The 26,773-nt window shown below is 72.3% G+C and carries 20 protein-coding genes and 1 pseudogene; 12 read left to right on the forward strand and 9 right to left on the reverse strand.

All coding sequences use genetic code 11. The features are described from left to right. Genes R2D22_RS23835 through R2D22_RS23845 form a run of 3 tightly spaced genes read right to left on the reverse strand, consistent with a single transcriptional unit; the run spans window position 1 to window position 4,476 of the window. A complete protein-coding gene (locus R2D22_RS23835) occupies window positions 1–939 on the reverse strand; it encodes a hydroxymethylglutaryl-CoA lyase (RefSeq protein WP_318106693.1) in 939 nt (312 codons plus the stop codon). After that, window positions 936–2,861, reverse strand: coding sequence for an acetyl/propionyl/methylcrotonyl-CoA carboxylase subunit alpha (locus tag R2D22_RS23840; RefSeq protein ID WP_318106694.1), 1,926 nt, complete (start codon window positions 2,859–2,861; stop codon window positions 936–938). The genes R2D22_RS23835 and R2D22_RS23840 overlap by 4 nt, the downstream gene beginning before the upstream one ends. Window positions 2,862–2,868: 7 nt before the next feature. After that, window positions 2,869–4,476 carry a carboxyl transferase domain-containing protein gene (locus tag R2D22_RS23845; protein ID WP_318106695.1) on the reverse strand — a complete coding sequence of 536 codons (1,608 nt, stop codon included), beginning with the start codon at window positions 4,474–4,476 and terminating at the stop codon, window positions 2,869–2,871. Window positions 4,477–4,563: 87 nt separating this feature from the next. Between R2D22_RS23845 and R2D22_RS23850 the strand changes: the two genes are divergently transcribed. Both R2D22_RS23850 and R2D22_RS23855 read left to right on the forward strand, forming a co-directional pair. Continuing rightward, on the forward strand, window positions 4,564–5,145 hold the full coding sequence (locus tag R2D22_RS23850) for an SACE_7040 family transcriptional regulator (RefSeq protein ID WP_318106696.1): 582 nt from the start codon (window positions 4,564–4,566) through the stop codon (window positions 5,143–5,145). A gap of 81 nt (window positions 5,146–5,226) precedes the next feature. Continuing rightward, complete coding sequence (locus tag R2D22_RS23855) at window positions 5,227–6,006, forward strand: phosphatase (protein WP_318106697.1); 780 nt, start codon at window positions 5,227–5,229, stop codon at window positions 6,004–6,006. 4 nt (window positions 6,007–6,010) lie between these two features. Here R2D22_RS23855 and R2D22_RS23860 read toward each other — a convergent pair whose 3' ends face one another. From R2D22_RS23860 to R2D22_RS23870, 3 genes are read right to left on the reverse strand one after another with little or no spacing between them, the layout of a single operon-like run. Further along, window positions 6,011–6,937, reverse strand: coding sequence for a cation diffusion facilitator family transporter (locus R2D22_RS23860; RefSeq protein WP_318106698.1), 927 nt, complete (start codon window positions 6,935–6,937; stop codon window positions 6,011–6,013). 23 nt (window positions 6,938–6,960) lie between these two features. After that, window positions 6,961–7,821, reverse strand: a complete 861-nt coding sequence (gene tesB, locus R2D22_RS23865) for an acyl-CoA thioesterase II (RefSeq protein WP_318106699.1) — start codon at window positions 7,819–7,821, stop codon at window positions 6,961–6,963. Next, on the reverse strand, window positions 7,822–8,979 hold the full coding sequence (locus R2D22_RS23870; protein ID WP_318106700.1) for an acyl-CoA dehydrogenase family protein: 1,158 nt from the start codon (window positions 8,977–8,979) through the stop codon (window positions 7,822–7,824). A 241-nt stretch (window positions 8,980–9,220) separates the two neighbouring features. On the opposite strand from R2D22_RS23870, the gene R2D22_RS23875 reads away from it, so the two are divergent. Beyond that, the gene (locus tag R2D22_RS23875; RefSeq protein WP_318106701.1) at window positions 9,221–10,099 is read left to right on the forward strand and encodes an NAD(P)-dependent oxidoreductase; all 879 of its coding nucleotides are present in this window, start codon (window positions 9,221–9,223) and stop codon (window positions 10,097–10,099) included. 56 nt (window positions 10,100–10,155) lie between these two features. Here R2D22_RS23875 and R2D22_RS23880 read toward each other — a convergent pair whose 3' ends face one another. Then, window positions 10,156–11,640 carry a PucR family transcriptional regulator ligand-binding domain-containing protein gene (locus R2D22_RS23880; protein ID WP_318106702.1) on the reverse strand — a complete coding sequence of 495 codons (1,485 nt, stop codon included), beginning with the start codon at window positions 11,638–11,640 and terminating at the stop codon, window positions 10,156–10,158. A 120-nt stretch (window positions 11,641–11,760) separates the two neighbouring features. On the opposite strand from R2D22_RS23880, the gene R2D22_RS23885 reads away from it, so the two are divergent. The 9 genes and pseudogenes from R2D22_RS23885 (at window position 11,761) to R2D22_RS23925 (ending at window position 23,811) form a co-directional block, all read left to right on the forward strand. Further along, entirely contained in the window at window positions 11,761–12,603 is an 843-nt protein-coding gene (locus R2D22_RS23885; protein ID WP_318106703.1) for a nitrilase-related carbon-nitrogen hydrolase, read from the forward strand. 44 nt (window positions 12,604–12,647) lie between these two features. Further along, entirely contained in the window at window positions 12,648–13,616 is a 969-nt protein-coding gene (gene speB / locus R2D22_RS23890; protein WP_318106704.1) for an agmatinase, read from the forward strand. A 42-nt stretch (window positions 13,617–13,658) separates the two neighbouring features. Then, window positions 13,659–15,341, forward strand: coding sequence for a thiamine pyrophosphate-binding protein (locus tag R2D22_RS23895; RefSeq protein WP_318106705.1), 1,683 nt, complete (start codon window positions 13,659–13,661; stop codon window positions 15,339–15,341). A gap of 100 nt (window positions 15,342–15,441) precedes the next feature. Beyond that, the gene (locus R2D22_RS23900; protein ID WP_318106706.1) at window positions 15,442–15,867 is read left to right on the forward strand and encodes a hypothetical protein; all 426 of its coding nucleotides are present in this window, start codon (window positions 15,442–15,444) and stop codon (window positions 15,865–15,867) included. 256 nt (window positions 15,868–16,123) lie between these two features. Continuing rightward, entirely contained in the window at window positions 16,124–16,999 is an 876-nt protein-coding gene (locus R2D22_RS23905) for a serine hydrolase (RefSeq protein WP_411977160.1), read from the forward strand. 60 nt (window positions 17,000–17,059) lie between these two features. Then, a pseudogene (locus tag R2D22_RS23910) lies at window positions 17,060–17,892 on the forward strand (IS5 family transposase). 111 nt (window positions 17,893–18,003) lie between these two features. Continuing rightward, window positions 18,004–21,759: an ABC transporter ATP-binding protein gene (locus R2D22_RS23915; RefSeq protein ID WP_318106708.1), complete on the forward strand. Its 3,756-nt coding sequence runs from the start codon at window positions 18,004–18,006 to the stop codon at window positions 21,757–21,759. A 141-nt stretch (window positions 21,760–21,900) separates the two neighbouring features. Beyond that, on the forward strand, window positions 21,901–22,275 hold the full coding sequence (locus tag R2D22_RS23920; RefSeq protein WP_411977161.1) for a hypothetical protein: 375 nt from the start codon (window positions 21,901–21,903) through the stop codon (window positions 22,273–22,275). Between the two features lie 87 nt (window positions 22,276–22,362). Beyond that, window positions 22,363–23,811, forward strand: coding sequence for a S28 family serine protease (locus tag R2D22_RS23925; RefSeq protein ID WP_318106710.1), 1,449 nt, complete (start codon window positions 22,363–22,365; stop codon window positions 23,809–23,811). A gap of 57 nt (window positions 23,812–23,868) precedes the next feature. Here R2D22_RS23925 and R2D22_RS23930 read toward each other — a convergent pair whose 3' ends face one another. Together R2D22_RS23930 and R2D22_RS23935 are read right to left on the reverse strand one after the other, a co-directional pair. Continuing rightward, complete coding sequence (locus R2D22_RS23930) at window positions 23,869–25,689, reverse strand: glycoside hydrolase family 3 protein (protein WP_318106711.1); 1,821 nt, start codon at window positions 25,687–25,689, stop codon at window positions 23,869–23,871. Between the two features lie 168 nt (window positions 25,690–25,857). Beyond that, the gene (locus tag R2D22_RS23935; RefSeq protein ID WP_318106712.1) at window positions 25,858–26,772 is read right to left on the reverse strand and encodes a LysR family transcriptional regulator; all 915 of its coding nucleotides are present in this window, start codon (window positions 26,770–26,772) and stop codon (window positions 25,858–25,860) included. Between the last annotated feature and the right edge of the window lies 1 nt (window position 26,773).

Here is a 26,773-nt window from a genome sequence, read left to right on the forward strand (position 1 = left end):
TCACTCCTTGTGGGAGAGGGCGCGGACGGTACGGGAGGGGCTGGGTCGGCCCAGCTGTTCGGCCATCCACGCGCTGGTGGCGGTCAGGCGGCCGAGGTCGACGCCGGTCTCGATGCCGAGACCGTCGAGCATCCACACGAGGTCCTCGGTGGCGAGGTTGCCCGTGGCGCTCTTCGCGTACGGGCAGCCGCCGAGGCCGCCGGCGGAGGCGTCGACCGTGGTCACGCCGTGCCGGAGCGCGGCGAGCGTGTTGGACAGGGCCTGGCCGTACGTGTCGTGGAAGTGCACGGCGAGACGGGAGGTGGGCACCCCCGCCTCGTTGAGGCCCTTCAGGAGGGCGGTGACGTGGCCGGGGGTGGCGACGCCGATCGTGTCGCCGAGGCTCAGCTCGTCGCAGCCCATCTCGGCGAGGGCCTTGGTGACCCGGACGACCTGCTCGACGGGCACGGCCCCTTCCCAGGGGTCGCCGAAGCACATCGACAGATAGCCGCGGACGGAGACGCCCTGCTCTATGGCCCGGGTGACGACCGGCTCGAACATGGCGAGCGCCTCGTCGACGGTCCGGTTGAGGTTGGCCTTGGCGAACGACTCGGTGGCGGACGCGAAGACGGCGATGTGGCGGGCGCCGAGGGAGAGCGCGCGGTCGAGCCCGCGCTCGTTCGGCACGAGCACGGGGAGCCGTACCGGTAGCTCCCGTACGCGCGGGAACAGGTCCTCCGCGTCGGCCAGCTGCGGCACCCACTTCGGGTGCACGAAGCTGGTCGCCTCGACGGTGTCGAGCCCGGCGTCGGCGAGCCGCCGCACGAACTCGGCCTTCACGTCGGTCGGGACGACGGTCTTCTCGTTCTGCAGCCCGTCCCGCGCCCCGACCTCGTGGATCCGCACGCGGGCGGGCAGGGCGGGGTCGGCCACGGTCATGGGCAGCCCGGACACGCTCATGCTTCCTCCCTCGGAGCCACGACGGCGAGCACCTGGTCCATGGCGACGGTGGTCCCGGGCGTCACGTCCAGCTCGGTGACGGTGCCGGCGTGCGGGGCGGAGATGACGTGCTCCATCTTCATCGCCTCGACGACGAGCAGGCTCTGCCCGGCCTCGACCTCGTCCCCCACGGCCACCTTGACGACGGTCACGGTCCCGGGCATCGGCGCGGCGAGCGTGTCCGCCCCGCCGTGCCGGGCACCGCTGAGCGCGGCGGCGACGGGGTCGTGGTCGAGTACGTGCCAGGAGTCCCCGTCCCGCCCGAGCCAGGTCCCGGCGCGGTGGAACCGGTGGGAGATCCCGTCCACGGTGACCGTGACGTCCGTGGCCGTGACGCGCGCGCCCTCGGGCGCCTGTGCCGTCGTGGGTTCGAGTCCCGAAACCCGTACCGGGAACGCGAGCGGCATGGGACGGCCGCCCAGACGCCAGCCGTTCGGCACCGAGAACGGGTCCGTCCAGCCGTCGCGAGGCTCCGGGGCCAGCTCCGCGAGCCGTACCGCCGCTGCCGCCGCGTAGACCTCGTCCGGGACGCCCCGGGGCACCAGGTTCTCCGCCTCCCGCTCCACCAGGCCCGTGTCCAGCTCACCCGAGACGACGTCCGGGTGCGCGAGGAGCCGCCGCAGGAACCCCGCGTTCGTCGGGACGCCCAGCGTCACCGTGTCCGCCAGGGCCGCGCGCAGCTTCCGGAGGGCCGCCTCGCGGGTCGGGGCGTGGACGATGACCTTCGAGAGCATCGGGTCGTACAGGCTGCCGACCTCCGTGCCCTGCGACAGGCCCGAGTCCGTGCGGACTCCGTCGCCCGCAGGCTCGTTCAGGGCGAGGACCGTGCCGCCGGACGGCAGGAACCCACGCGCCGGGTCCTCCGCGCAGATCCGCGCCTCGATCGCCCAGCCGTCGAGCGTCACGTCGGACTGTCCGAAGGACAGCTCCTCGCCGGCCGCCACCCGCAGCTGCCACTCCACCAGGTCCACTCCGGTGACCAGTTCGGTCACCGGGTGCTCCACCTGGAGGCGGGTGTTCATCTCCATGAAGTAGTACGAGGACGGATCGCCGCCCGGAACGATGAACTCCACCGTGCCCGCGCCGACATACCCGCAGGACCGTGCCGCCTCGACCGCCGCCGCGCCCATCGACTCCCGGATCTCCGGGGTCAGCAGGACGCTCGGGGCCTCCTCCACCACCTTCTGGTGGCGGCGCTGCAGCGAGCACTCGCGCTCGCCGAGGTGCACGACGTTGCCGTGCGCGTCCGCGAGGACCTGGATCTCGATGTGCCGCGGCCGGTCGATCCACCGCTCCACGAGCAGCGTGTCGTCGCCGAACGACGACCGCGCCTCGCGCCGCGCCGCCGCGATCTCCTCCTCGAGCACCGACAGGTCACGGACCAGCCGCATGCCCTTGCCGCCGCCGCCCGCCGAGGGCTTCAGCAGCACCGGCGCGCCCAGCTCCCGCGCCGCCGCCTCCAGTTCGGGGTCGGCCGCGCCCGGAACCACCGGGACGCCGGCCGCCTTCACCGTCTCCTTCGCGCGGATCTTGTCGCCCATCAGCGAGATCGCGGACGCCGGCGGGCCGATGAAGACCAGCCCCGCCTCCGCGCACGCCGCGGCGAACCCCGCGTTCTCCGCGAGGAAGCCGTACCCGGGGTGCACGGCCTGCGCGCCGGTCCGCCGCGCCGCCTCGATCAGCGCGGGCACGGACAGGTAGGACTCCGCCGCCGGCGGCGGGCCGAGCCGGACCGCCGTGTCGGCCTCCCGGACGTGTCGCGCGTCGGCGTCCGCGTCGCTGTAGACGGCCACCGAGCGGACGCCCATCGCACGCAGCGTGCGGATGACGCGCACCGCGATCTCGCCGCGGTTGGCGACGAGCACTGTGTCGAACATGGTCATCTGTCACTCACATCCGGAAGACGCCGAAGGCGGGGTCGCTGAGCGGGGCGTTGGCGCAGGCGGTCAGCGCGAGGCCGACGACCTGGCGGGTCTCCATCGGGTCGATGACCCCGTCGTCCCAGAGCCGGGCCGTCGCGTAGTAGGCGTTGCCCTGGGTCTCGTACTGCGCACGGATCGGGGCCTTGAAGTCCTCTTCCTCCTCGGCGCTCCACGCGTCGCCGAGCTGGTCGCGCTTGACCGTGGCCAGCACGGAGGCGGCCTGCTCGCCGCCCATGACCGAGATCTTGGCGTTGGGCCACATCCACAGGAAGCGGGGCGAGTACGCCCGGCCGCACATCGAGTAGTTGCCGGCCCCGTACGAGCCGCCGACGACCACGGTCAGCTTCGGCACCCGGGTGCACGCGACCGCCGTCACCATCTTGGCGCCGTGCTTGGCGATGCCGCCGGCCTCGTAGTCGCGGCCGACCATGAAGCCGGAGATGTTCTGCAGGAACAGCAGCGGGATGCCGCGCTGGTCGCACAGCTCGATGAAGTGCGCGCCCTTCTGGGCGGACTCGGCGAACAGGATGCCGTTGTTGGCGACGATGCCGACCGGGTGGCCGTGGATCCGGGCGAAGCCGGTGACCAGCGTCTGCCCGAACTCGGCCTTGAACTCCTGGAAGCGGGAGCCGTCCACGAGCCGGGCGATGATCTCGCGGGCGTCGTACGGCGTGCGCGAGTCGACCGGCACCGCGCCGTACAGCCCGGCCGGGTCGACCTTCGGCTCCTCGGCCGACTGCACCGACCAGGGCAGCGGGCCGCGCTCGGGCAGCGTGGCGACGATGTTCCGGACGATCCGCAGCGCGTGCGCGTCGTCCTCCGCCAGGTGGTCGGTCACACCCGACGTACGGGAGTGCACCTCGCCGCCGCCGAGCTCCTCCGCCGTGACGACCTCGCCGGTCGCGGCCTTCACCAGCGGCGGGCCACCCAGAAAGATGGTGCCCTGGTTCCGGACGATCACGGCCTCGTCGCTCATCGCGGGGACGTACGCCCCGCCGGCCGTGCACGACCCGAGCACGGCCGCGATCTGCGGAATCCCGGCACCCGACATGCGGGCCTGGTTGTAGAAGATCCGCCCGAAGTGCTCGCGGTCCGGGAACACCTCGTCCTGCATCGGCAGGAACGCACCGCCCGAGTCGACCAGGTAGAGGCAGGGCAGCCGGTTCTCCAGCGCCACCTCCTGGGCCCGCAGGTGCTTCTTCACCGTCATCGGGTAGTACGTGCCGCCCTTGACGGTCGCGTCGTTGGCGACGATCACGCACTCGCGGCCGGAGACCCGGCCGATGCCCGCGATCACGCCGGCCGCCGGGGCCTGGTCGCCGTACATCCCGTTCGCCGCGAGGGGGGCCAGTTCCAGGAACGGCGAGCCGGGATCGAGGAGGCTGTCGACGCGGTCCCGGGGCAGGAGCTTGCCGCGCGCGGTGTGGCGCGCGCGGGCCTTCTCGCCGCCGCCGAGCGCGGCCGCGGCGAGCTTGGCGCGCAGCGTCTCGGCCAGCTCGGTGTGGGCCGCCTCGTTGGCCTTCCAGGCCTCCGACGCGGGGTCGGCCGCGCTCGTCAGCACAGGTGCCTGCTGCATTTCTCGAGCTCCCTTGCTCGGTTAATGAGCGTTAACGTATGTCAGTCAGGTTAACGACCGCTAACCCGGTTGTCTAGAATCGCTTCCATGAGCACCAGGACCGACGCCCCGACGCGACGCGAGCAGATCCTCAAGGAGGCCGCGCGCCTCTTCGCCGAGCGCGGCTTCCACGGCGTCGGCGTGGACGAGATAGGAGCAGCGGTCGGCATCAGCGGTCCCGGCCTCTACCGGCACTTCGCCGGCAAGGACGCGATGCTCGCCGAGCTGCTGGTCGGCATCAGTGAGCGGCTGCTCGACGGCGGCATGCTCCGCGTCGACGGAGCGGACGGCAGCCCGCGCGAGGTCCTGTCCTCCCTCATCGACGGACACATCGACTTCGCGCTCGACGACCGCCCCCTCATCACCCTGCACGACCGGGAGCTGGACCGCCTGCGCGACGAGGACCGCAAGCGGGTCCGGCAGCTCCAGCGGCGGTACGTCGAACTCTGGGTCGCCGTGGTCCGCGAGCTGTACCCGGTGGCCGGCGAGGCCGAGGTCCGGGCTGCCGTGCACGCCGTCTTCGGCCTGCTCAACTCCACGCCGCACCTGGGCGCGCTCGGCCGCAACGCCATGGAGGAGCTGCTGCGCCGCCTCGCGAACGGCGCCTTCGACGCCCTGGCGACGGAGTAGTCACCGCGATTACCCACGTACACCGGTCCGGAAACCGGAACGATTGCTCGTGAACGGTCGGACTCGGTCACAATGAGTCGCATGCCGATACTCAGCCGTGACGCCCTCGTCGAACAACTGGTCCGCACCCGTATCGCGGGAGACGTCGCCACGCCGCGCGACAACAACCTCTCCCACTACCGCAAGCTCGCCAACGGCGACCGGCACTACTGGCTGGGCCTGGAGCTCGGCGACCGGTGGGCCGACGAGCAGGACGTCCTCGCCGTCATGGCCGAGCGCTGCGGCGTCAACGACGACCCGGCGCACCGCTTCGGCCAGGACACCATCGACCCCGAGCTGACCGTCGACGCCCTGGACCGCGCCGCCGCCCGGCTGCGCAAGGCCGCCGCCGGCAACGAGCGGGTGCTCTTCGCGACCGGCCACCCCGGCTCGCTGATCGACCTGCACAGCCGCACCGCCGCCGCGCTGCGCGCCGCCGGCTGCGACATCGTCCGCATCCCCGGCGGGCTCGTCGCCGACGAGGGGTACGTCGTCCAGTTCGCCGACGTCTCCCTCTTCGAGCGCGGCGCGAGCCTCTGGCACACCCATTCGCCGGAGCCGATGAACGCGATCCTCGACGCGCTGGAGGCCGAGGGCAGCCCGCTGCCCGACCTCGTCGTCGCCGACCACGGCTGGGCGGGCCGCGCGGCCCAGCGCGGCATCGACGCCATCGGGTACGCCGACTGCAACGACCCCGCGCTCTTCCTCGCCGAGGCGGAAGGCACCCTCCAGGTCGCCGTCCCCCTCGACGACCACGTCATCGACCCCCGGTACTACGAACCGATGACGGAGTACCTGCTGAACGCCGCCGGCCTGCTCTGACCGGTCACCGGCGCCCGACCCCGGGCGTCGGATCCAGGTACACCCGCCGCACGGCCGGGAAGCGCTCCCTGATCTGCTGCTCGGCCTCCTCGCAGGCCCACTCGACCTGCCCGGCCGAGGAGACGTCGCGGAAGTCGACCTTCGCCGCGATCAGGAACTCGTCCGGGCCCTGGATCAGCGTCGTCAGCTCCACCACCCCGACGACGTGCGGCACCGACAGGATCTCCGCGCGGATCGCCTCCCGCATCGGTTTCGGCAACGGGCGCCCGACCAGCAGCTCGGTGTTGGACCGCCCGAGCACCCAGGCCACATAGACGAGCAGCAGACCGATCAGGATCGAGGCCACACCGTCCCAGACACTGTCGCCCGTGATCTCGACGCCGAGCAGTCCGCCCGCCGCCAGCATCAGCCCCGCCAGGGCCGCCGAGTCCTCCATCACCACGGCCTTGACGGTGGTGTCGGGCGTCCGGCGCAGATAGCGGCCGAACGAGGCGTCGGCCCGCTCCGCCTCCCCCTGGACCTGCCGGACCGCGGTGCGCAGCGAGAGGCCCTCCAGGACGAAGGCGACGGCGAGCACGATGTACGAGATGAGCGGGTCGCCCAGCTCCTCGCCGTGGACGAGGGTGTGGATGCCGTCGTAGACCGAGAAGACGGCGCCGCCGACGAAGGTGGCGACGGAGGCGAGCAGCGCCCAGACGTAGCGCTCGCGCGCGTATCCCATCGGGTGGTCCTCGTCGACGGGCTTCGCGCTGCGCTTCAGGGCCGTCAGCAGCATGACCTCGGTGACCGTGTCGGCGACCGAGTGGGCGGCCTCGGAGAGCATCGCGCTCGATCCGGAGATCACCCCCGCAACGGCTTTGGCGGCGGCGATCCCGAGATTCGCCGCCGCCGCCACGATGACCGTGAAGGTGCTTTCTTCGTTCTCCGCCATGGATCGGACGGTATGTCCGGCCGTCAGCGCGGGACGCGAACGACACCCTCCTGAATGACGGTGATGGCCAGCTTCCCGTCCTGCGTCCAGATCCGGGCCTGCCCGAGCCCGCGCCCGCCCGAAGCCGTGGGCGACTCCTGGTCGTAGAGCAGCCACTCGTCGGCCCGGAAGGGCCGGTGGAACCACATCGCGTGATCGAGCGAGGCGCCCACCACGTCGCCCACGGCCCAGCCGCCCCGCCCGTGGGCGAGCAGCACCGAGTCGAGGAGCGTCATGTCGGAGACGTAGGTCGCCAGGCACATGTGGAGCAGCGGATCGTCCGCGGGCTTGCCGTTCGTGCGGAACCACACCTGCGACCGCGGCTCGCGCGGCGTGCCGACCGAGCCCCACGGCGGGGTCTCGACGTACCGCAGGTCCACGGCGGCGCGGGCCTCGATCAGCCGGTCCGCGACCTCGCGGGGGAGGTGGCGGGGGAGCATCTCCGCGGCCGTCGGCAGGGACTCCGGTTCCGGTGCGGCCGGCATGTCGTACTGGTGGTCCAGCCCCTCCTCGGACGTCTGGAACGACGCCGAGAGATGGAAGATCGGCTGACCGTGCTGGACGGCGACCACGCGACGCGTCGTGAAGGAGCGTCCGTCGCGGATCCGGTCGACGTTGTAGACGATCGGCGCGCCCGGGTCGCCGGGGCGCAGGAAGTACGAGTGGAGCGAGTGGGCGAGCCGGTCCGCCGGGGCGGTCCGCCCGGCCGCCACCAGCGCCTGGGCGGCCACCTGGCCGCCGAAGACGCGGGGGACGATCGAGGACCGGGACTCGCCCCGGAAGATGTCCTGCTCGATCCGCTCGAGATCGAGCAGATCGAGCAGGGAATCCAGAGCTTCGGGCACTTACAGGCCCATCGACTTGGCGATGATCGACTTCATGATCTCGCTGGTGCCGCCGTAGATGCGGTTGACGCGGTTGTCCGCGTACAGGCGGGCGATCGGGTACTCGTTCATGTAGCCGTAGCCGCCGTGCAGCTGGAGGCAGCGGTCGATGACGCGGTGCGCGACCTCGGTGCAGAACAGCTTGGCGCTCGCGGCCTCGGCAGGGGTCAGCTCACCCGCGTCCAGGGCCTCCAGGGCGCGGTCGGCGACGGCCTCGGCCGCGTCCACCTCGGCCTGGCAGGCGGCCAGCTCGAACTTGGTGTTCTGGAAGTGCGCCACCGGCTTGCCGAAGACCGTGCGGTCCGTGACGTACTGCTGGGCGAACCGCACCGCGGCCTTGGCCTGCGCGTACGCACCGAAGGCGATGCCCCAGCGCTCGGAGGCCAGGTTGTGGCCGAGGTAGTAGAAGCCCTTGCCCTCCTCGCCGAGCAGGTCCTCGACGGGAACCTTGACGTCGACGAACGCCAGCTCGGCGGTGTCGGAGGTGCGCAGACCGAGCTTGTCCAGCTTGCGGCCGATGGAGTAGCCCTCGGACTTGGTGTCCACGGCGAACAGCGAGATGCCGAACCGGCGGTCCTCGGCGGACGGCGCCGACGTACGCGCACACACGATCACGCGGTCGGCGTGCACGCCACCGGTGATGAAGGTCTTGGCGCCGTTGAGGACGTAGTGGGTGCCGTCCTCGGAGAGCTTGGCGGTGGTCTTCATGCCCGCGACGTCGGAACCGGTGCCCGGCTCGGTCATGGCGAGCGCCCACATCTCCTCGCCGGAGACGAACTTCGGCAGGTAGCGCTTCTTCTGCTCGTCGCTCGCGAGCATCTTGATGTACGGCAGGGCGAGCAGCACGTGCACGCCGGACCCGCCGAACGCGACACCCGCACGCGAGGTCTCCTCGTAGAGGACGGCCTCGAACTTGTGCGTGTCCAGACCCGCGCCACCGAACTCCTCGGGCACGTTGATGCCGAAGACGCCCAGCTCGCCGAGCTTGTAGTAGAAGTCGCGCGGCGCCTGGCCGGCCGCGAACCACTCGTCGTAGACGGGGACGACCTCGGCCTCGATGAAGGCGCGAATGGTCTCCCGGAACGCCTCGTGGTCCTCGTTGAATACGGTACGGCGCACGGTGCGTCTCCTCCGGTGTGCGGGCCAGGTTGTCTAAGCGCTTGCTCAGGCAAGACAAAGTTACCGGCCAGTCATCCGGCCTGTCCAGAGACCTGGAGCGTCACGCCCGTCACAACGCGGGGGCTCGGTCGAAGGTCGTAGCCGCGTGGTCCTTCTGACCGACATCGTCCTCAGCGGGCTGATCGGCGCAGGTCGGTGCCCTAACTTCGGCAGTCGTTCCGTACGTACCGAAGGGAAGACGATGACGTCATCGACAACGACCCGGGTCACGGTGCTCGGCCTCGGAGACATGGGCTCGGCGATCGCCAGGACCTTCCTCGACCGCGGATTCGCCACGACGGTCTGGAACCGGACCGCGAGCAAGGCCGCGCCGCTCGTCGAGGCCGGCGCCGGCTCCGCCGCGACGGCCGCGGAGGCGGTGGCGGCGAGCCCGCTCGTCGTGGTCTGCCTCCTCGACGGCACCGCGGTCGACGAGGTGCTGGCCTCCGTCGAGTCCGCGGTCACGGGCAAGGTGCTCGTGAACGTCACCAGCGGCTCGCCCGCCCAGGCGCGGGCCAACGAGCTCTGGGCGAAGGAGCACGGCGCCGCGTACATCGACGGCAAGATCATGGGCGACCCGCCGTACGTGGGCACCGAGCGCGTCATGTTCCCGTTCAGCGGTTCGGCCAAGGCGTACGAGGCCCACGAGCCGACGCTGAAGGCCCTGGGCGGCATCGCGTACCACGGCGAGGACGCCGGCGCGGCGGCCGTGGAGTTCATGGCCCAGGTCGCGTTCGCCTACGAGCTGCTCATCGGCTTCCTGCACGTACTCAAGCTGGTGAGGGCCGAGGGCCTCGACGTCAGGGCCTTCACCGAGCGCGCCGCCGGCTCGCTGGCCGCCTTCCCCGGGCTGCTCGACTCGATGGCCGAGGCGGTCGCCGACGGCGCGTACGGGCCCGACCTCGGCTCCCTGAACGTCCAGGCGGCGCTCATGAACGACATGATCGCCCACCGGGCGTCCGTCGGCGTGGAGGCGGTCCGGATGCGCGAGGTCAAGGACCTCATGGACCGCCGCATCGCCGCCGGCCACGGCGACCAGGGCTTCTCCAGCCTCTTCGAACTGCTGCCGCCGCTGGAGTGAGGTGCCGGCCCCGTGTCGTGGCGTCCTCAACGGCGCCCCGACCTCCGGGCGTGAGCTCACAACGCCGCGCGCCGCGCACGGGTGGCGAGCCAGAGGTCGAACCGGTCGTCGCCGTCGTCGAGGCGGCGGTCGGTCAGGCGCATCGCCTTGTCGAGACGGTTGCGCACGGTGTGCCGGTGCAGGCCGAGGCGGCGGCCGGTCTCGTCCCAGGAGCAGCCGGTGTCCAGCCAGGTCGCCAGGGTCTCCACCAGGTCGCCGGACGGGTCGGCCACGTCGAGCGGCCCGAGCACCGTGTCCGCGTACCCGGCGAGCGCGTCCCGGTCGCCGAGGCCGAGGAGCAGCCGGCTGGAGTGGCTCCGCCGCGCCTCCGCCGGGCGCCCGGACCTGCGGCTCACCTCCAGCAGCCCGGTCGCCTGCCGCAGCGAGGTGAGCGCCGCCTCCGGGGCCACCGGCGCCCCGATGCCGGCCGGGCAGCCCGGGGCGAACCGGGCCAGCAGCTCCAGGACGTCGGTGTCCTCGCCGGCGACCGCCTCCACGACGGCCCCGTCGGTACGGGTCAGACCGCCCGGCAGCGCGAGCGCCAGGTCCGCGGCGACCTCGGCCGCGTCCTCGGGGCTACGGGCGGCCACGGTCACCGCACGAACCGTCGGGGCCGCCAGCCCGGCAGCCGCCAACGCGTCCCCGGCCTGCTCGGCCGACCTCCCTTCGGCGAGCAGCCGACCCAGAAGCGCCGCGCGCCGCCGCCGCTCCGGCTCGTCGGCGAGGTGCCGTCGCTCCAGCTCGAGCGACAGCAGCGCCACGAGCCCCGACACCAGCAGCCGCGTCTCCGCCCCGAGCTCCCCGGCGAGCACCAGCACTCCCCGCAGCCGCCGCGCCCCGAGCGGCTGCACCTCGACCTGCTCCCCGCCCGCCGAGCTCACCGCGCTGGCCTGCATCCCCCGCGTGGCCACCCGCCGGATCAGCTCGTCCGCACCGGGCGGCAGCCCGCCGCCCCCCGTCGCCAGCACCCGCCCCACCGGATCCGTCACCACCGCGGACACGCCGGTCGCCCGGGTCCACGCCTCCAGCGTGGGCGCGAGACCCCGCCCCGAGGCCGCCGCCGCCGTCAGGCGCCGCTGCGTGTCGACGGCGTTCTCCAGAGCCGCCCGCTGCTCCGCCGCCTGCGCCGCGAAGACCGCCTTCGTGACCGCGATGAACGGCACCTCGTCGGGAACGGTCAGCAGCGGCAGCCCCGCGGCCTCCGCCGCCGCGACCAGCAACGGTGGCGCAGACTGATGGGGGAGGGCGGCGCCGAGCCCCAGCGCCAGCGCGCTCGCCCCGCTCGCCCGCAGGTCGTCCACGTACGCCCGGCACGCCTCCGCCTCCATCGGCAGCAGCAGTCCGATCGTCATCAGCAGCTCGCCGCCCTGGAGCCAGTGCCCCGGCCGGACCAGCTCCGACGCGTGCGCCGCGAGGACCGGCCGGTCGAGCCCGCCGGCCCCGGCGGCGACGGCGAGCCGCAGATCGGGGCGGGCGACGAGATCGGCGAGCGTGAGCGTCATGGACACAGTGTCCACCCGACACGAGAAGATTCGCCCCCCGGGCGATCGTCCGGTCGCACCCCGGCGGCGTAGCTTGCGGACGATTCACCCAGAACTCGGCATGAAGGAGCGCCCCGGCCCATGCACGGAACCCCGACGGCGGACACCGTCCTCGTCGCCTGCGCGCAGCTCTCCCTCGCCGTCGGCGACGTCGCAGGCAACCGCGCCGCCGCCGACCGGGCGATCGAGGCGGCCGCGGCCGCCGGCGTGAAGGTCCTCGTCCTCCCCGAACTGGCCAACACCGGCTACGTCTTCCGCGACGCCGCGCACGCGGCCGAGCTGGCGGAGCCCGTCGACGGCCCGACCGTCACGGCCTGGGTCGAGGCCGCCGCCCGCCACGACCTGATCCTCGTCGCCGGGTTCTGCGAGCGGGACGAGAACGGAGTCGTACGGAACTCCGCCGTGCTGATCGACCCGGCCGGTGTTCGCGCGCTGTACCGCAAGGCCCACCTGTTCGGCGCCGTCGAGAAGGCCGTCTTCGTCCCCGGTGACGAGCGTCCGCCGGTCGTGGACACGGCCGTCGGCCGGATCGGGGTGATGGTCTGCTACGACGTCGAATTCCCCGAGTGGGTCCGCGACGTCGCCCTCCGGGGCGCCGACCTGCTGTGCGCCCCCGTGAACTGGCCGCTCTTCCCGCGCCCCGAGGGCGAGCGCGCCGCCGAGGTGGTCCGCGTCCAGGCCGACGCCGCCGTCAACCGGATGTTCGTCGCCGCGTGCGACCGCGCGGGGACGGAGAACGGCGTCGAGTGGACGGGTGGCTCCGTGATCACCGACCCCGACGGCTTCCCGCTCGCGGGGCCGGCCGACGAGACCGGCGAGTCGCTGCTCGTCGCCGCCTGTGCCCTGGGTCAGGCCCGGGACAAGCGGATCGGCGAGCACAACGACGTCTTCCAGGACCGGCGCCCCGAGCTCTACGACTTCTGACCCCCGCCGACTTCCCCCGCACGACCCCAGAAAGGCACCCCACCATGAGCGAGCAGCAGCAGTTCCGCGGCCCCGTCGACTCCTCCCGCATCCCGCGCTACGCGGGTCCCGCGACCTTCGCCCGGCTGCCCCGCCTCGACGAGGTCGGCACCGCCGACGTCGCCGTCGTCGGTGTGCCCTTCGACTCCGGTGTCTCCTACCGCCCCGGCGCCCGCTTCGGCGGCAACGCGATCCGCGAGGCGTCCCGCCTCCTGCGCCCGTACAACCCGGCGCAGGACGCGTCCCCGTTCGCCCTCGCGCAGGTCGCGGACGGCGGTGACATCGCCGTCAACCCGTTCAACATCAACGAGGCCGTCGAGACGATCGAGGCCGCCGCCGACGAGCTGCTCGGCACCGGCGCCCGGATGATGACCCTGGGCGGCGACCACACCATCGCCCTCCCGCTCCTCCGTTCCGTCGCGAAGAAGCACGGCCCGGTCGCCCTGCTCCACTTCGACGCGCACCTCGACACCTGGGACACGTACTTCGGCGCCGAGTACACCCACGGCACCCCGTTCCGCCGCGCCGTCGAGGAGGGCATCCTCGACACCGAGGCGCTGTCGCACGTCGGCACCCGCGGCCCGCTGTACGGCAAGCAGGACCTCACCGACGACGAGAAGCTCGGCTTCGGCATCGTGACGTCCGCGGACGTCTACCGCCGTGGCGCGGACGAGGTCGCCGACCAGCTGCGCCAGCGGATCGGCGACCGCCCGCTGTACATCTCCATCGACATCGACTGCCTCGACCCGGCCCACGCGCCCGGCACGGGCACCCCCGAGGCGGGCGGCATGACCTCCCGCGAGCTGCTGGAGATCCTGCGCGGCCTGTCCTCCTGCAACCTGGTCTCCGCGGATGTCGTCGAGGTGGCCCCGGCGTACGATCACGCCGAGATCACCTCCGTCGCGGCCTCGCACACCGCGTACGAGCTGACCACGATCATGAGCCGCCAGATCGCGGCGGCCCGGCAGGCCTGACCGCCCCGGGGCGGCCCCGACGACCGAAGGGCACGTACGCGCGTGACGCACGACCACGACCTCGTCCTCCGTCCGACCGCGGCACAGACGGCGGCGGCCCTCGCGCCGCCGCCCGGCCGCACGGGCGGGGACCTGGTCGTGGAGACGCTGCGCGGCCTCGGTGCGACGACCGTCTTCGGTCTGCCGGGGCAGCACGCGCTCGCGATGTTCGACGCGGTCCGCCGCTCCGACCTGCGGTTCGTCGGACTGCGGGTGGAGAACAACACGGGCTTCGCCGCAGACGCGTACGGCCGGATCACCGGCGAGGCCGCGCCGCTGCTGCTCTCCACCGGCCCGGGGGCGCTGACCTCGCTGGCCGCGCTCCAGGAGGCGGCCGCGGCGTCCGCGCCGGTCCTGGCGATCAGCAGCCAGATCCCGGTCGCCGGCCTCGGCGGCGGCCGGCACGGCTACCTGCACGAACTGAAGGACCAGCAGGCGTCGGTCCGCGACATCGTGAAGTCGGTGCACACCGTGCGGGCCGCCTCCCAGATCCCGTCGGCCGTCGCCGCCGCCTGGGAGTCCGCGCTGACCGCCCCGCACGGGCCGGTCTGGGTGGAGATCCCCGAGGACGTGCTGCGCGCCGAGACCCTGCTGCCGCAGGTCACCGGCGTGGACGCGACCCCGCCCGAGCTGCCCCCGCGTCCCGAGCTGACCGCGCTCGCCGCGCACCTGCTGACCGGGGCGGAGCGGCCGGTGATCGTCGCGGGCGGCGGGGTCGTGCGCGCCGACGCGGCGGGCAAGCTGAAGCAGCTCGCGGAGCGCCTGGACGCGCCGGTGGTCACCACGTACGGCGGCAAGGGCGCGTTCCCGTGGACGCACCCGCTGTCCCTCCAGTCGTGGGTGGAGGACCGGCACGTCACGGACTTCCTGGAGGACGCGGACGTCCTCCTGGTCGTCGGCAGCGGCCTGGGCGAGCTGTCCTCGAACTACCACACCTTCGCGCCGCGCGGCCGGATCGTGCAGATCGAGGCCGACCTCGGCAAGTTGGAGTCCAACCACCCGGCCCTCGGAATCCACGCGGACGCCCGCCTGGCCCTCCAGGCGCTCCTGGAGACGGTCGGACCCCGCGAGGACACCGACGCCCCGAACCGGGTCCGCGAGGTCCTGACGAAGGTACGCACCCGGATCGACGCCCAGGACCTGGGTGCGGAGCAGGAGCTCCTCGCCTCGATCCGCGCCGCCCTGCCGGATCGCTCGCCGAGCTTCTGGGACATGACGATCCTGGCGTACTGGGCGTGGGCCGGGTTCGACGCCCGCCGCCCGAACACCATGCACTCGGCGCAGGGCGCCGGGGGGCTCGGTTACGCCTTCCCGGCGGCCCTGGGCGCGGCTGTCGCCGAGCCCGGCACCCCGGTCCTCGCGGTCTCCGGCGACGGGGGTGCGATGTACGGCGTCGCCGAGCTGGCCGCGGCGCGGCAGTACGGACTCGACGTCACCTGGCTGATCGTCGACGACGGCGGCTACGGCATCCTGCGCGAGTACATGACGGACGCGTTCGGCGAGACCGCCGGAACGGAGCTGACCAGGCCGGACTTTGTGGCCCTCGCGGAGTCCTTCGGCGTTCCGGCGGTGCGGACGACGCCCGCAACGCTGACCGCGGACCTGCGGAAAGCGCTTGCTGCGCCCGGCCCTTCGGTGGTGGTGCTACCCGCAGTTCTGCGCATGTTCGCACCAACTCACCAGTAAGCATGGGCATATCGGCCATCCTGACATATTCTGGTGGCACATGTGATCTCTCGGATGACCTACGCATGCGCAGCGCAAGTACCCGATGAGGCGAAATCTCATGCGTCGTCATTCCGCATTCCTGGTGCCCGCAGGCGTGGCCATCGCCATCGTGGGCTTCCTCGCCCCCTCCGCCGAGGCGGGAAGCGCCCACTTCGTCGGTACACCGACCGCGACTGCCTCCGGCAGCACGTTGACGGTCAAGGGCAAGGAAGCCGGCCTCGGCAACCTGGAGCAGGTCAACATCCAGGTCACCGCCGACGCCCAGTGCGTCAACAAGGGCGGCAACAAGCCGTCGGCCGAGAACAAGCAGGCCTTCGGTGGCGGCGGACAGTTCCCCGTCCAGAACGGCAAGGCCAACTTCAGCGTGACGGTCACGGCGAACTTCCAGCCGAAGTGCAGCCCTCCGATGAGCCTGGTCTGGAGCAACGTGGTGGTCACCGACACCACCAACGGCATCTCCGTGACCCTGGCAGGTCCCTTCTAGCCCCCGTCCCCGCAGGTCCTAGGGCCTGAGAGCCCACTGGATGGAATCCCACCCCACCCGCGTCGGTGCCTTCCGGTAGAGCAGCGGAAACCGGAGGCACCACGTGGCGGGGGTTCTCGCATGTCCGGACGTGACGAAATCGTGCTCGTTTTCCGTGCAACCGTTCGGTCGCCGGTGAGTCTTCCGGTGTGTGACTCACCACTCCATATCCCGCCGCCGCGGACGCGGCGCTCTCGGTGCGGCGCTCGCCGTGGGAGTGCTCGTGCCGACCGCCCTGTCGGCGGCGCCTGCCACCGCCGCGACCCCCACCGTGACCTGCACCTCGCTCACCCCGGGCCTCGCCGCCAAACTGACCGGGGACGTCAACGCCGCCCTGGCGGGCCGCGCCACGACGGCCGCCGTCTTCGTCAACGACCGCGTCACCGGTACGAGCTGCTCGCTGCGGAAGGACCAGAGGTTCGACTCCGCCAGCGTGGTCAAGGTGATCGTGCTCTCCACCCTGCTGTGGGACGCGCAGAAGACCGGCCGGGCGCTGACGGCCACCGAGAAGTCCCGCGCCAACGCCATGATCACCCAGTCGGACAACACCGCGACCAGCGCCCTGTGGCGCCAGCTCGGTGTGACCAAGATCCAGAACTTCCTCCGGGCCGCCGGGCTGACCAATACCGTCCCGGGCTCCGGCGGCTACTGGGGGCTCACCCAGATCACCGCCTATGACCAGCAGAAGCTCCTGTCACGCATCACGGTGAGGAACGGCCTGCTGACGGACGCCTCGCGCAGCTACATCCTGCAGCTGATGAACGCGGTCGTCTCGTCGCAGCGCTGGGGCACCCCGGCCGGTGCCCCCAGCACGCTGAAGGTCCATGTCAAGAACGGCTGGCTCTCGCGAGCCACCCACGGCTGGCGGGTGCACAGCATCGGGGCCTTCACCAGTAGCACGAAGAACTACACGATCACCGTCCTGACGCACGACAGCACGACGATGAACTACGGCGTCGAAACCATCCAGCGTGTCGCGCGCGCCGTTCACAAGAACCTCAACCCGACCGCGACGATGAACTCGGTGATCACTCCGCCGGCCGTCCCGCAGGAGGCCACGGTGCCGGTGCCGGAGCGCGGACCGGCGTACTGAGGGGCGGCACAGGACGGTCCTAGGCCGTGTCCGTAAAGTTGTTGGCTCGTTACTCCGTTTGTGGTGCGTCGACATGAACTGACGGATGAGTCGTGGGCGTTGATCGCTCCGTTGCTGGCGCCGGGCCGTATGGGCCGGCCCGTGCGGGACCGGCGCCAGGTGGTCAACGGGATCCTTTGGAAGCTGTCCACCGGGGCCGCCTGGCGTGACCTGCCCGAGCGGTACGGGCCGTGGAAGACGGTCTACGAACGCTTCCGGCACTGGTCCGCCGACGGCACCTGGGACCGGCTGCTGGCCCACGTCCAGCAGCACTCCGACGCCGTCGGGACCGTCGACTGGTCGATCGTCTGCGTGGACTCGACCACGGTCCGCGCGCATCAGCATGCGGCCGGGGCCCGAAAAGGGGGCCCTGGGAAGGCGAGGCACTCGGCCGATCACGCGGCGGGCTGACCAGCAAGATCCACCTGGCCTGCGACGGCCAGGGCCGGCCACTGGCCTTCACCCTGACCGGCGGGAACGTCAACGACTGCACCCAGTTCGAGGCGGTCATGGACCGGATCCGCGTCGCCCGGCCGGGGCCCGGCAGGCCCCGGACCCGGCCCCAGCGCGTGGTCGCAGACAAGGGCTACTCGGCCCGCAAGATCCGGGCCTACCTGAGGCGACGCGGGATCGCCTGCACGATCCCGGAGCGGATCGACCAGATCAACGGGCGCATCCGCCGCGGCGAGACACGCTGCCGCCTCGACCGGACCGCCTACCGGCGCCGCAACGTTGTCGAACGCTGTTTCAGCCGGCTCAAGCAGAACCGGGCCCTGGCCACCCGCTACGACAAACGCGCCGTCCACTACCAAGCCATGGTCACCCTCGCCTGCCTCCGACTCTGGCTCCCATGACTTTCCGGACACGACCTAGGACCTGAGACCCCACTTCGCCCGGGCGGGATGAAATCCCACCCCACCCGCGTTGGTGCCTTCCGGTAGAGCAGCGGAAACGGGAGGCACCACGTGGCGGCGGGGCGGAAACAAGACGGAGACGGCCGGAAACAGGACGGCTGGGCGCGCAGGCTGGCCGGGTACGCATGGCGGTACCGGCTGAACGTGATCCTCGCGCTCGGGTCCTCGCTGGCCGGCATGGCGCTGCTCGCGATCGTGCCGCTGATCACCAAGGTGATCATCGACGACGTCATCGGCACGCACACGCGCTCCCTCGCCGTCTGGACCGGGCTGCTCATCGGTTCCGCGGTCCTCGTCTACGCCCTGACCTACATCCGCCGCTACTACGGCGGCCGGCTCGCGCTCGACGTGCAGCACGACCTGCGCACCGACATGTTCGGCACGATCACCCGGCTCGACGGGCGGCGTCAGGACGAGCTGTCCACCGGCCAGGTCGTCGGGCGGGCCACCAGCGACCTCCAGCTGATCCAGGGCCTGCTGTTCATGCTGCCCATGACGATCGGCAACTTCCTGCTCTTCCTGATCTCCCTGGTCGTCATGGCCTGGCTGTCCCTCCCGCTCACCCTCGTCGCCCTCGCCGTCGCCCCCGCCCTCTGGTTCATCGCCAAGCGCAGCCGCACCCGGCTGCACCCCGCCACCTGGTACGCGCAGGCGCAGGCCGCCGCCGTCGCCGGGGTCGTCGACGGGGCCGTGACCGGCGTCCGGGTCGTCAAGGGCTTCGGGCAGGAGGAGCAGGAGACCGGCAAGATCCGCGACGCGAGCCGCAAGCTGTTCGCTGGCCGGCTGCGCACCATCCGGCTCAACGCCAAGTACACCCCGGCCCTCCAGGCCGTCCCCGCGCTCGGCCAGGTCGCCGTCCTCGCGCTCGGCGGCTGGCTCGCCACCCGCGGCCAGATCACCCTCGGCACCTTCGTCGCCTTCTCCTCCTACCTGGCCTCCCTCGTCGGCCCGGTCCGCATGCTCGCCATGGTGCTCACCGTCGCCCAGCAGGCCCGGGCCGGCGTCGAGCGCGTCCTGGAGCTGATCGACACCGAGCCGGCGATCGAGGACGGCACGAAGGAACTGCCCGCCGACGCACCCGCGACGGTCGAGTTCGACGACGTCTCGTTCGGGTACGAGGACGGCTCCGGGAAGACCAGCCCCGTCCTCGACGGCTTCTCGCTGGAGATCCGCCCCGGCGAGACCGTCGCCGTCGTCGGTGCCTCCGGCTCCGGCAAGTCCACCGTCTCCCTCCTCCTGCCGCGCTTCTACGACGTCACCCACGGCGCCGTCCTCGTCGGCGGCCACGACGTCCGCGAACTCACCCTCGAATCGCTGCGGGCCGCCATCGGCCTGGTCCCCGAGGACAGCTTCCTGTTCTCCGACACCGTCCGTGCGAACATCGCGTACGGGCAGCCAAGTGCCACCCAGGAGCAGATCGAGACGGCCGCACGCGCCGCTCAGGCGGACCGTTTCATCGCCGAGCTGCCGGACGGCTACGACACCAAGGTCGGCGAGCACGGCCTCACCCTCTCCGGCGGCCAGCGCCAGCGCATCGCGCTCGCCCGGGCGATCCTCACCGACCCGCGGCTGCTGCTCCTCGACGACGCCACCTCCGCCGTCGACGCCCGCGTCGAGCACGAGATCCACGAGGCGCTCCGCTCGGTCATGGCCGGCCGCACCACCCTCCTCATCGCGCACCGCCGCTCCACCCTCGGCCTCGCCGACCGGATCGCCGTCCTCGACGACGGCCGGCTCTCCGACATCGGCACCCACGAGGAGCTGGAGCGGCGCTCCCCGCTCTACCGCCGGCTGCTCACCGACCCCGACGAGCTGGGCGGTGTCTCGCCGGGGCACGTCCTGCCGGCCGACGTGGACGACGAGCTCGTCGAGGACCGCGCCCTGCGCGCCGAGCTGGACGCCGAGTACGACGCCGAGCGCGGCCTGACCCCCGCCCTGTGGGTGCGGGAGGAGACCGCCGCCGAGGAGAGCGCCGCCCCCGGGGCCACCCCGGAGCTGCTCGCCGCCGTGGAGGCGCTGCCGCCGGCCGTGGACACCCCGCAGGTGGACGAGGCTCGGGCGGTCGCCCCGGAGGACTCGTACGGGCTGCGCCGGCTGCTGCGCGGCTTCGGTCTCGTCCTTCTCGCCAGCCTCGGCCTGGTCGCCGTCGACGCCGGCATGGGCCTGCTGCTGCCGATCCTGATCCGGCACGGCATCGACGAGGGCGTGAACCGGCTCGCCGTCGGCGCGGTCTGGGCGGCCTCCGCCCTCGCGCTGCTGACGGTGCTCGTGCAGTGGGTCGCGCAGACCGCCGAGACCCGGATGACCGGGCGCACCGGCGAAAGGATCCTCTACTCGCTGCGGCTGAAGATCTTCGCCCAGCTCCAGCGGCTCGGCCTGGACTACTACGAGCGCGAGCTCACCGGCCGGATCATGACCCGGATGACCACGGACGTGGACGCCCTGTCGACGTTCCTGCAGACCGGGCTCGTCACCGCGTTCGTCTCCGTCGTGACCTTCTTCGGGATCATGGTCGCGCTGCTCGTCCTGGACCTCCAGCTGGCCCTGGTCGTCTTCGCCACGCTGCCGGTGCTCGCCGTCGCCACGTACTACTTCCGCCGCTCCAGCGTGAAGGCGTACGAGCTGGCCCGGGAGCGGATCAGCGTCGTCAACGCCGACCTCCAGGAGTCGGTCTCCGGGCTGCGGATCGTGCAGGCCTTCGGCCGCGAGAAGGACGGCGCCGCCCGGTTCGCCGAGCGCAGCTCCGGCTACCGCGAGGCCAGGGTGCGCGGCCAGTGGCTGATCTCGGTCTACTTCCCGTTCGTCACCCTGCTGTCGTCCGTGGCCGCCGCCGCGGTCATGATCGTCGGCGCGAACCGGATCGAGGCCGGGACCCTGACGACCGGCGCGCTCGTCGCGTACCTGCTCTACATCGACCTGTTCTTCGCCCCCGTGCAGCAGCTCTCCCAGGTCTTCGACGGCTACCAGCAGGCCGCGGTCTCGCTGAAGCGGATGCAGGAGCTGCTCCAGGAGCCGACGTCGACCGCCGAGGCCGCCGCGCCGCTGGACGTGCTGTCGCTGCGCGGCGACATCGCCTTCGAGGACGTGTCGTTCGCCTACGGCTCCGACGAAGCGGCGCTCAGCGGCATCGACCTGCGCATCCCGGCCGGCCAGACCGTCGCCTTCGTCGGCGAGACCGGCGCGGGCAAGTCGACCCTGGTCAAGCTGGTGGCGCGGTTCTACGACCCGACCGCCGGCCGGGTCACCGCCGACGGCACGGACCTGCGCGAGCTCGACCTCACCGCGTACCGGCACCGGCTCGGCGTGGTCCCGCAGGAGGCGTACCTGTTCGCCGGCACGATCCGCGACGCCATCGCGTACGGCCGCCCCGGCGCGACCGACGCCGAGGTCGAGGCGGCGGCCCGCGCGGTCGGCGCGCACGACATGATCGCCACGCTCGACGGCGGCTACCTGCACGAGGTCGCCGAGCGCGGCCGGAACCTCTCGGCCGGTCAGCGCCAGCTGATCGCGCTCGCCCGCGCCGAACTCGTCGACCCGGACGTGCTGCTGCTCGACGAGGCCACGGCCGCCCTCGACCTGGCCACCGAGGCCCAGGTCAACGCGGCCACCGACCGCCTCGCCGGCCGCCGTACCACCCTCGTCGTCGCGCACCGGCTCACCACCGCGGCCCGCGCGGACCGGGTGGTCGTGATGGACGGCGGCCGGGTCGCCGAGGACGGCACCCACGACGAGCTGCTGGCCCGCGACGGCCGGTACGCGATGCTGTGGCGCACCTTCATCGGCGAGGAGGAGCCGGAGCGCGTCTGACGGCCGGTACGGACGCCCGCGTTCCGGAAGGCGATCGAGCAGAAGGCAACCGAAGGGTACGCTCCCGCGTCGTACGCACGTACGGCTCTGATGCGGGAGGGGACCCACGTGTTCGACGGTGCGAAGGTACGGAGCGAACGGCTGGTGGCCCGGGTGCTGGCGGTGAGCCTCGCGGCGGGCGCGCTCACCCTGGGCGTGGGCGTTCCGGGGGCGCAGCAGGCCGACGCCGCCTCGGTGTGCAGCGGACGCCCGGCCAAGACCGTCACCTTCGCCACCGGCGAGCTGCGCGTCTACCGGACCCGCCACTACGCCTGCGCGATGGCCGTGGCCAAGAACCCCGGACCGCGCCGCGCCATGAGCGTCCAGCTCCAGCCGCGCGGCGGGCACGCCGCCGTCGACTCGGGGCAGTTCACCCGGCAGGCCGGGCCCGTCACCGTGCACGCCCTCAACCGCTGCGTCCGTGCCACCGGCACCGTCGCCGGCCGGTCGGGCTCGACCGGCTGGATCCTGTGCTGAAGCACAGGTAAGGGCCAACAGGGTCTGGCGGTACGCACGTTGCCCCCGCTAGGTTCGCGACACCGTTGTGAATCAAGGGGAGGGTGAATGCGCAAGGCGCTGACAGGGATCCTGTCGCTCGCGGTGCTCATGGGAACCGTCGGTGCGACCGGTGCGGCCACCGCCGCGGAGCCGGCCACCGGGCTCGGGTCCGCCACCGCGGACAGCGCGGTCGGCACGGACATCAAGGACCGCCTGCTGGCGATCCCCGGGATGAGCCTGATCGAGGAGAAGCCGTACGCCGGGTACCGCTTCTTCGTCCTGAACTACACGCAGCCGGTGGACCACCGCCGCCCCTCCGCGGGCACGTTCCAGCAGCGGATCACCGTGCTGCACAAGGACACCGACCGGCCGACCGTGTTCCACACGAGCGGCTACGGCCTGAGCACCACCCCCAGCCGGCGCGAGCCCACTCGCATCATCGACGGCAACCAGGTCTCCATGGAGTACCGCTTCTTCACGCCGTCCCGGCCGCAGCCCGCCGACTGGAGCAAGCTGAACATCTGGCAGGCCGCCAGCGACCAGCACCGCATCTTCACCGCCCTGAAGGCGGTCTACTCCAAGAACTGGCTCTCCACGGGTGGTTCGAAGGGCGGAATGACCGCCACGTACTACGAGCGCTTCTACCCGCGCGACATGGACGGCGTCGTCGCGTACGTCGCCCCCAACGACGTGGTGAACAAGGAGGACTCGGCCTACGACCGGTTCTTCGAGAAGGTCGGCACGAAGGAGTGCCGCGACCGCCTCAACGCGCTGCAGCGCGAGGCGCTCGTGCGCCGCGCGCCGCTGGAGAAGAAGTACAAGGAGTGGGCCGACGCCGAGGGCGCGACCTTCAACACCGTCGGCTCGCTCGACAAGGCGTACGAGGCCGTCGTCCTCGACTTCGTCTGGGGCTTCTGGCAGTACTACGGCGAGGCCGACTGCGCCAACATCCCCGAGGCGGCGACCGCCACCGACGACGCCGTGTACGAGACCATCGACGCGTACTCGGGCTGGTCGTTCTACACCGACCAGGGCCTGGAGCCGTACACCCCGTACTACTACCAGGCGGCCACCGAGATGGGCTCGCCCACCATCGCGCTGCCGCACCTCGACGGCCTGACCCGGTACGGCTACCAGCCCGCCCGGAACTTCGTGCCGCGCGAGATACCGACGACGTTCAAGCCGTGGGTCATGCGCGACGTGGACGACTGGGTCCGCAAGAACGCGAACCGCATGCTGTTCGTGTACGGCGGCAACGACCCGTGGGGCGCGGAGCCGTTCCACCTCGGCCGCGGCGCCCGTGACAGCTACGTGTTCACCGCCCCGGGCGCCAACCACGGCGCGAACGTGGCCGGTCTGACCGACGCCGAGCGGGAGAAGGCCACCGCCCGCATCCTCGCCTGGGCGGGCGTCGAGGCCCCGGCGGCCGCCGCCGCGCAGCCGCTGGCCCGGTTCGACGCGACGCTCGACACCGCCGACCCGGAGGTGACGCGCCAGCACGCGCGTCGTCCGTAGGCAGCGAGCGCGCCGCGCCCGGCGGGATCCGATCCCGCCGGGCGCGGCGTCGTCACGTCACGAGTAGGACAGCCCGTGGCCGACGGGGTACAGCACCCGCGCCGGATCGTCGGCGCGCAGTATCGGCACGGGCAGCCGGCCCTGCGGCCGCGCCGCACCCGCGATCACCCGAACCGCGGCCCGTAGTTCGACGTCGGTCCAGGAGTACGCGGCGACGGTCGCCCGCTGCCCGCTGATCTGGGCCACGTCGTACGGGTTGCGGATCGCCACCGTGACGACCGGGACGCCGGTCGCCACCAGCCGGGACACCAGGGTCCGCTGCGGGCTGGCCGCGGTGACGTTGTACGTGCCGACGACGACGACGTCCTGCCCGGCCGCGGCGGCCACCGCCTCCTCGATCTTCGCGGCGGTCGGGGTGATCCCGGTGGACAGCGCCCGTGCGGTGAAGCCGAGTTCGGCGAACGCGCCGGCGAGGGTCGCGGTCGGCGGCCCGGTGGAGCCGGACGGCGAGGCCGGATCGGCGCCCACCACCAGCACCTTGGAGTGGGTGCGCCGGTCCAGAGGCAGCATCCCGCCCTCGTTGACCAGCAGGGTCGTGGTCTCCTCGGCGATCCGGTCGGCGGCGGCGAGGTGCGCGTCCGTGCCGACGGTGTCGAACACGTCGTCGGGGTCCGTGAACGGGTCCCGGAACAGGCCCAGCTTCGCCTTGAGCCGCAGGATCCGGAGGATCGATTCGTCGAGCCGGGCCTCCGTCAGCTCGCCGCTCTTCACCGCGTTCAGCACGGCGTTCCAGGCCACGTCCAGCTTCGGCGGGTTGAGCAGCTGGTCGACGCCCGCCTTGAGCGCGAGCACCGGGACGCGATCGTCGCCGTACTTGGTGCGGACGCCCTCCATGCCGAGCGAGTCGGTCACCACGACGCCGTCGTAGCCCAGTTCCTCGCGCAGGATGCCGGTGAGGATCGGGCGGGACAGGGTGGCCGGGTCCTCGCTCGGGTCGAGCGCGGGCACGACGATGTGCGCCGTCATGATCGAGTCGATGCCCGCCGCGATCGCGGCCCGGAACGGCGGCGCGTCCAGCTCGCCCCACTGCGCGCGGGTGTGCGTGATGGTCGGCAGGCCGTAGTGGCTGTCGGTCGCGGTGTCCCCGTGTCCGGGGAAGTGCTTCGACGTCGCGGCGACCCCGCCGCTCTGGTACCCGCGCACCTGCGCGGCGACCAGACCGGCGACTGCCTGCGGGTCCGAGCCGAAGGAGCGGACGCCGATGACCGGGTTGGCCGGGTTGACGTTGACGTCGGCGACCGGCGCGTAGTTCTGCCGGATGCCGACGGCGGCCAGCTCGGCCCCGGCGATCTGCGCCGCCTTGCGGGCATCGGCCCGCGAGCCGCCCGCGCCGAGCGCCATCGCCCCGGGCATCAGTGTGGCCGGCTTGCCGACCCGGCAGACGATGCCGTGCTCCTGGTCGGTGGAGATGAGCAGGGGGAGCGGGGTCGGCTGGGCGAGACCGGCCCGCTGGATGCCGTTGGACAGTTCGGCGATCTGGCGCGGGTCGCGGGTGTTGTGCGCCCAGGCGAAGTAGATGATGCCGCCGACGTGGTACTTGGCGACGAGCTCGGCGGCGGTACGGACGCCGATCTCCTTGAGGTTGGCGTCGATGTCCGCCTGATCGGGTGCGGTGGCCGAGTGGCCGTACACCCGCATGACGAAGAGCTGGCCGACCTTCTCCTCCAGCGACATGCGGGCGACGAACTGTCTGAGCGCCTGGTCGTGGCCCTCGGCGAACGCGCTGCCCGCGGGCAGCGCGACGCCGGTGACGGCGGCGACCGCCGTGGCGGCGGTGACGGTGAGGAGGGTACGTCGGGAGGTGGCGCGGTGGTGCACTGGTGCTCCTTCCGGCCGAGCTGGGGTTCGAGTTCTGAAGGAAACTTCCAAGGTGCACGGATAGCCCGAAAGTAACTGCCAGGTCAAGAACCCGCGCAAGAACGCGTCGCGGCTGGGCCCTGTTGTGGGCATACGTTCCGCGGCGTGAGAGCTACGCCGGTGACGGCGTCAGGAGCCCGCCGAACTGACCGACGGCCACAGCTCCTGCAGCGTCCGAACCGTCTCCGTGATCGCCGGCCGCCGCGCCGCCCCCGCCCGCCACAGCGCGCTCAGCTGCCGCTTCGGCACCGGGTCGAGCCGTACCGTCGTCACCTCCGACGGCAGCGCGCCGCGCCCGAGCCGCGGCACCAGCGCCACCCCGAGCCCGGCCGCGACCAGCGCGACCTGCGTGTGGTTCTCCTCCGCCTGGTGGACGATCCGCGGCTCGCAGCCCGCCGCCCGCATCGTCCGCATCAGCCAGTCGTGGCACACCGTGCCCGGCGGCTGCGTGATCCACCGCTCGTCGGCCAGGTCCTCGCGCCGTACCGTCGGCCGTTCCGCGAGCGGATGCCCCTGCGGGACGAGCACGTCGCACAGGTCGTCGCCGACGACCGCCTGCTCGACCCCGGGCGGCGCGGGGAGCGGCGCGATGTCCCAGTCGTGCGCCACCGCGAGGTCGATCGCGCCGCGCGCCACCAGGTCGATGGACAGGTGCGGGTCCACCTCCGTCAGTCGGGCGTCCAGGGCCGGGTGACGGCGCGCCAGCTCCGCGAGCACCCGCGGCATCAGGCCGCGCGCCGCGCTGGCGAAGCAGCCGATCGCGAGCCGCCCCGACGGCACCCCGCGGCGCTCTTCGAGCCGTACCTCCGCCTCCTCCACGATGGAGAGCAACTGCTGTGCGGTGGAGGCGAGTTGATGGGCCTCGTCGGTGAGCCGGACGCCCCGGCCCTGGCGCTCCAGGAGTGTCGTCCGGGTCTCCCGCTCCAGCTTTGCGATCTGCTGCGACACGGCGGACGGCGTGTAGCCGAGCGCGGCGGCCGCGGCGTTGACGCTGCCGTGCACGGCGACGGCGTGCAGCGCCCGGAGCCGGCCGAGATCGAGCATG

Origin of the sequence: Streptomyces sp. HUAS YS2 (genome assembly GCF_033343995.1) — a bacterium.
GTDB lineage: Bacteria > Actinomycetota > Actinomycetes > Streptomycetales > Streptomycetaceae > Streptomyces > Streptomyces solicathayae.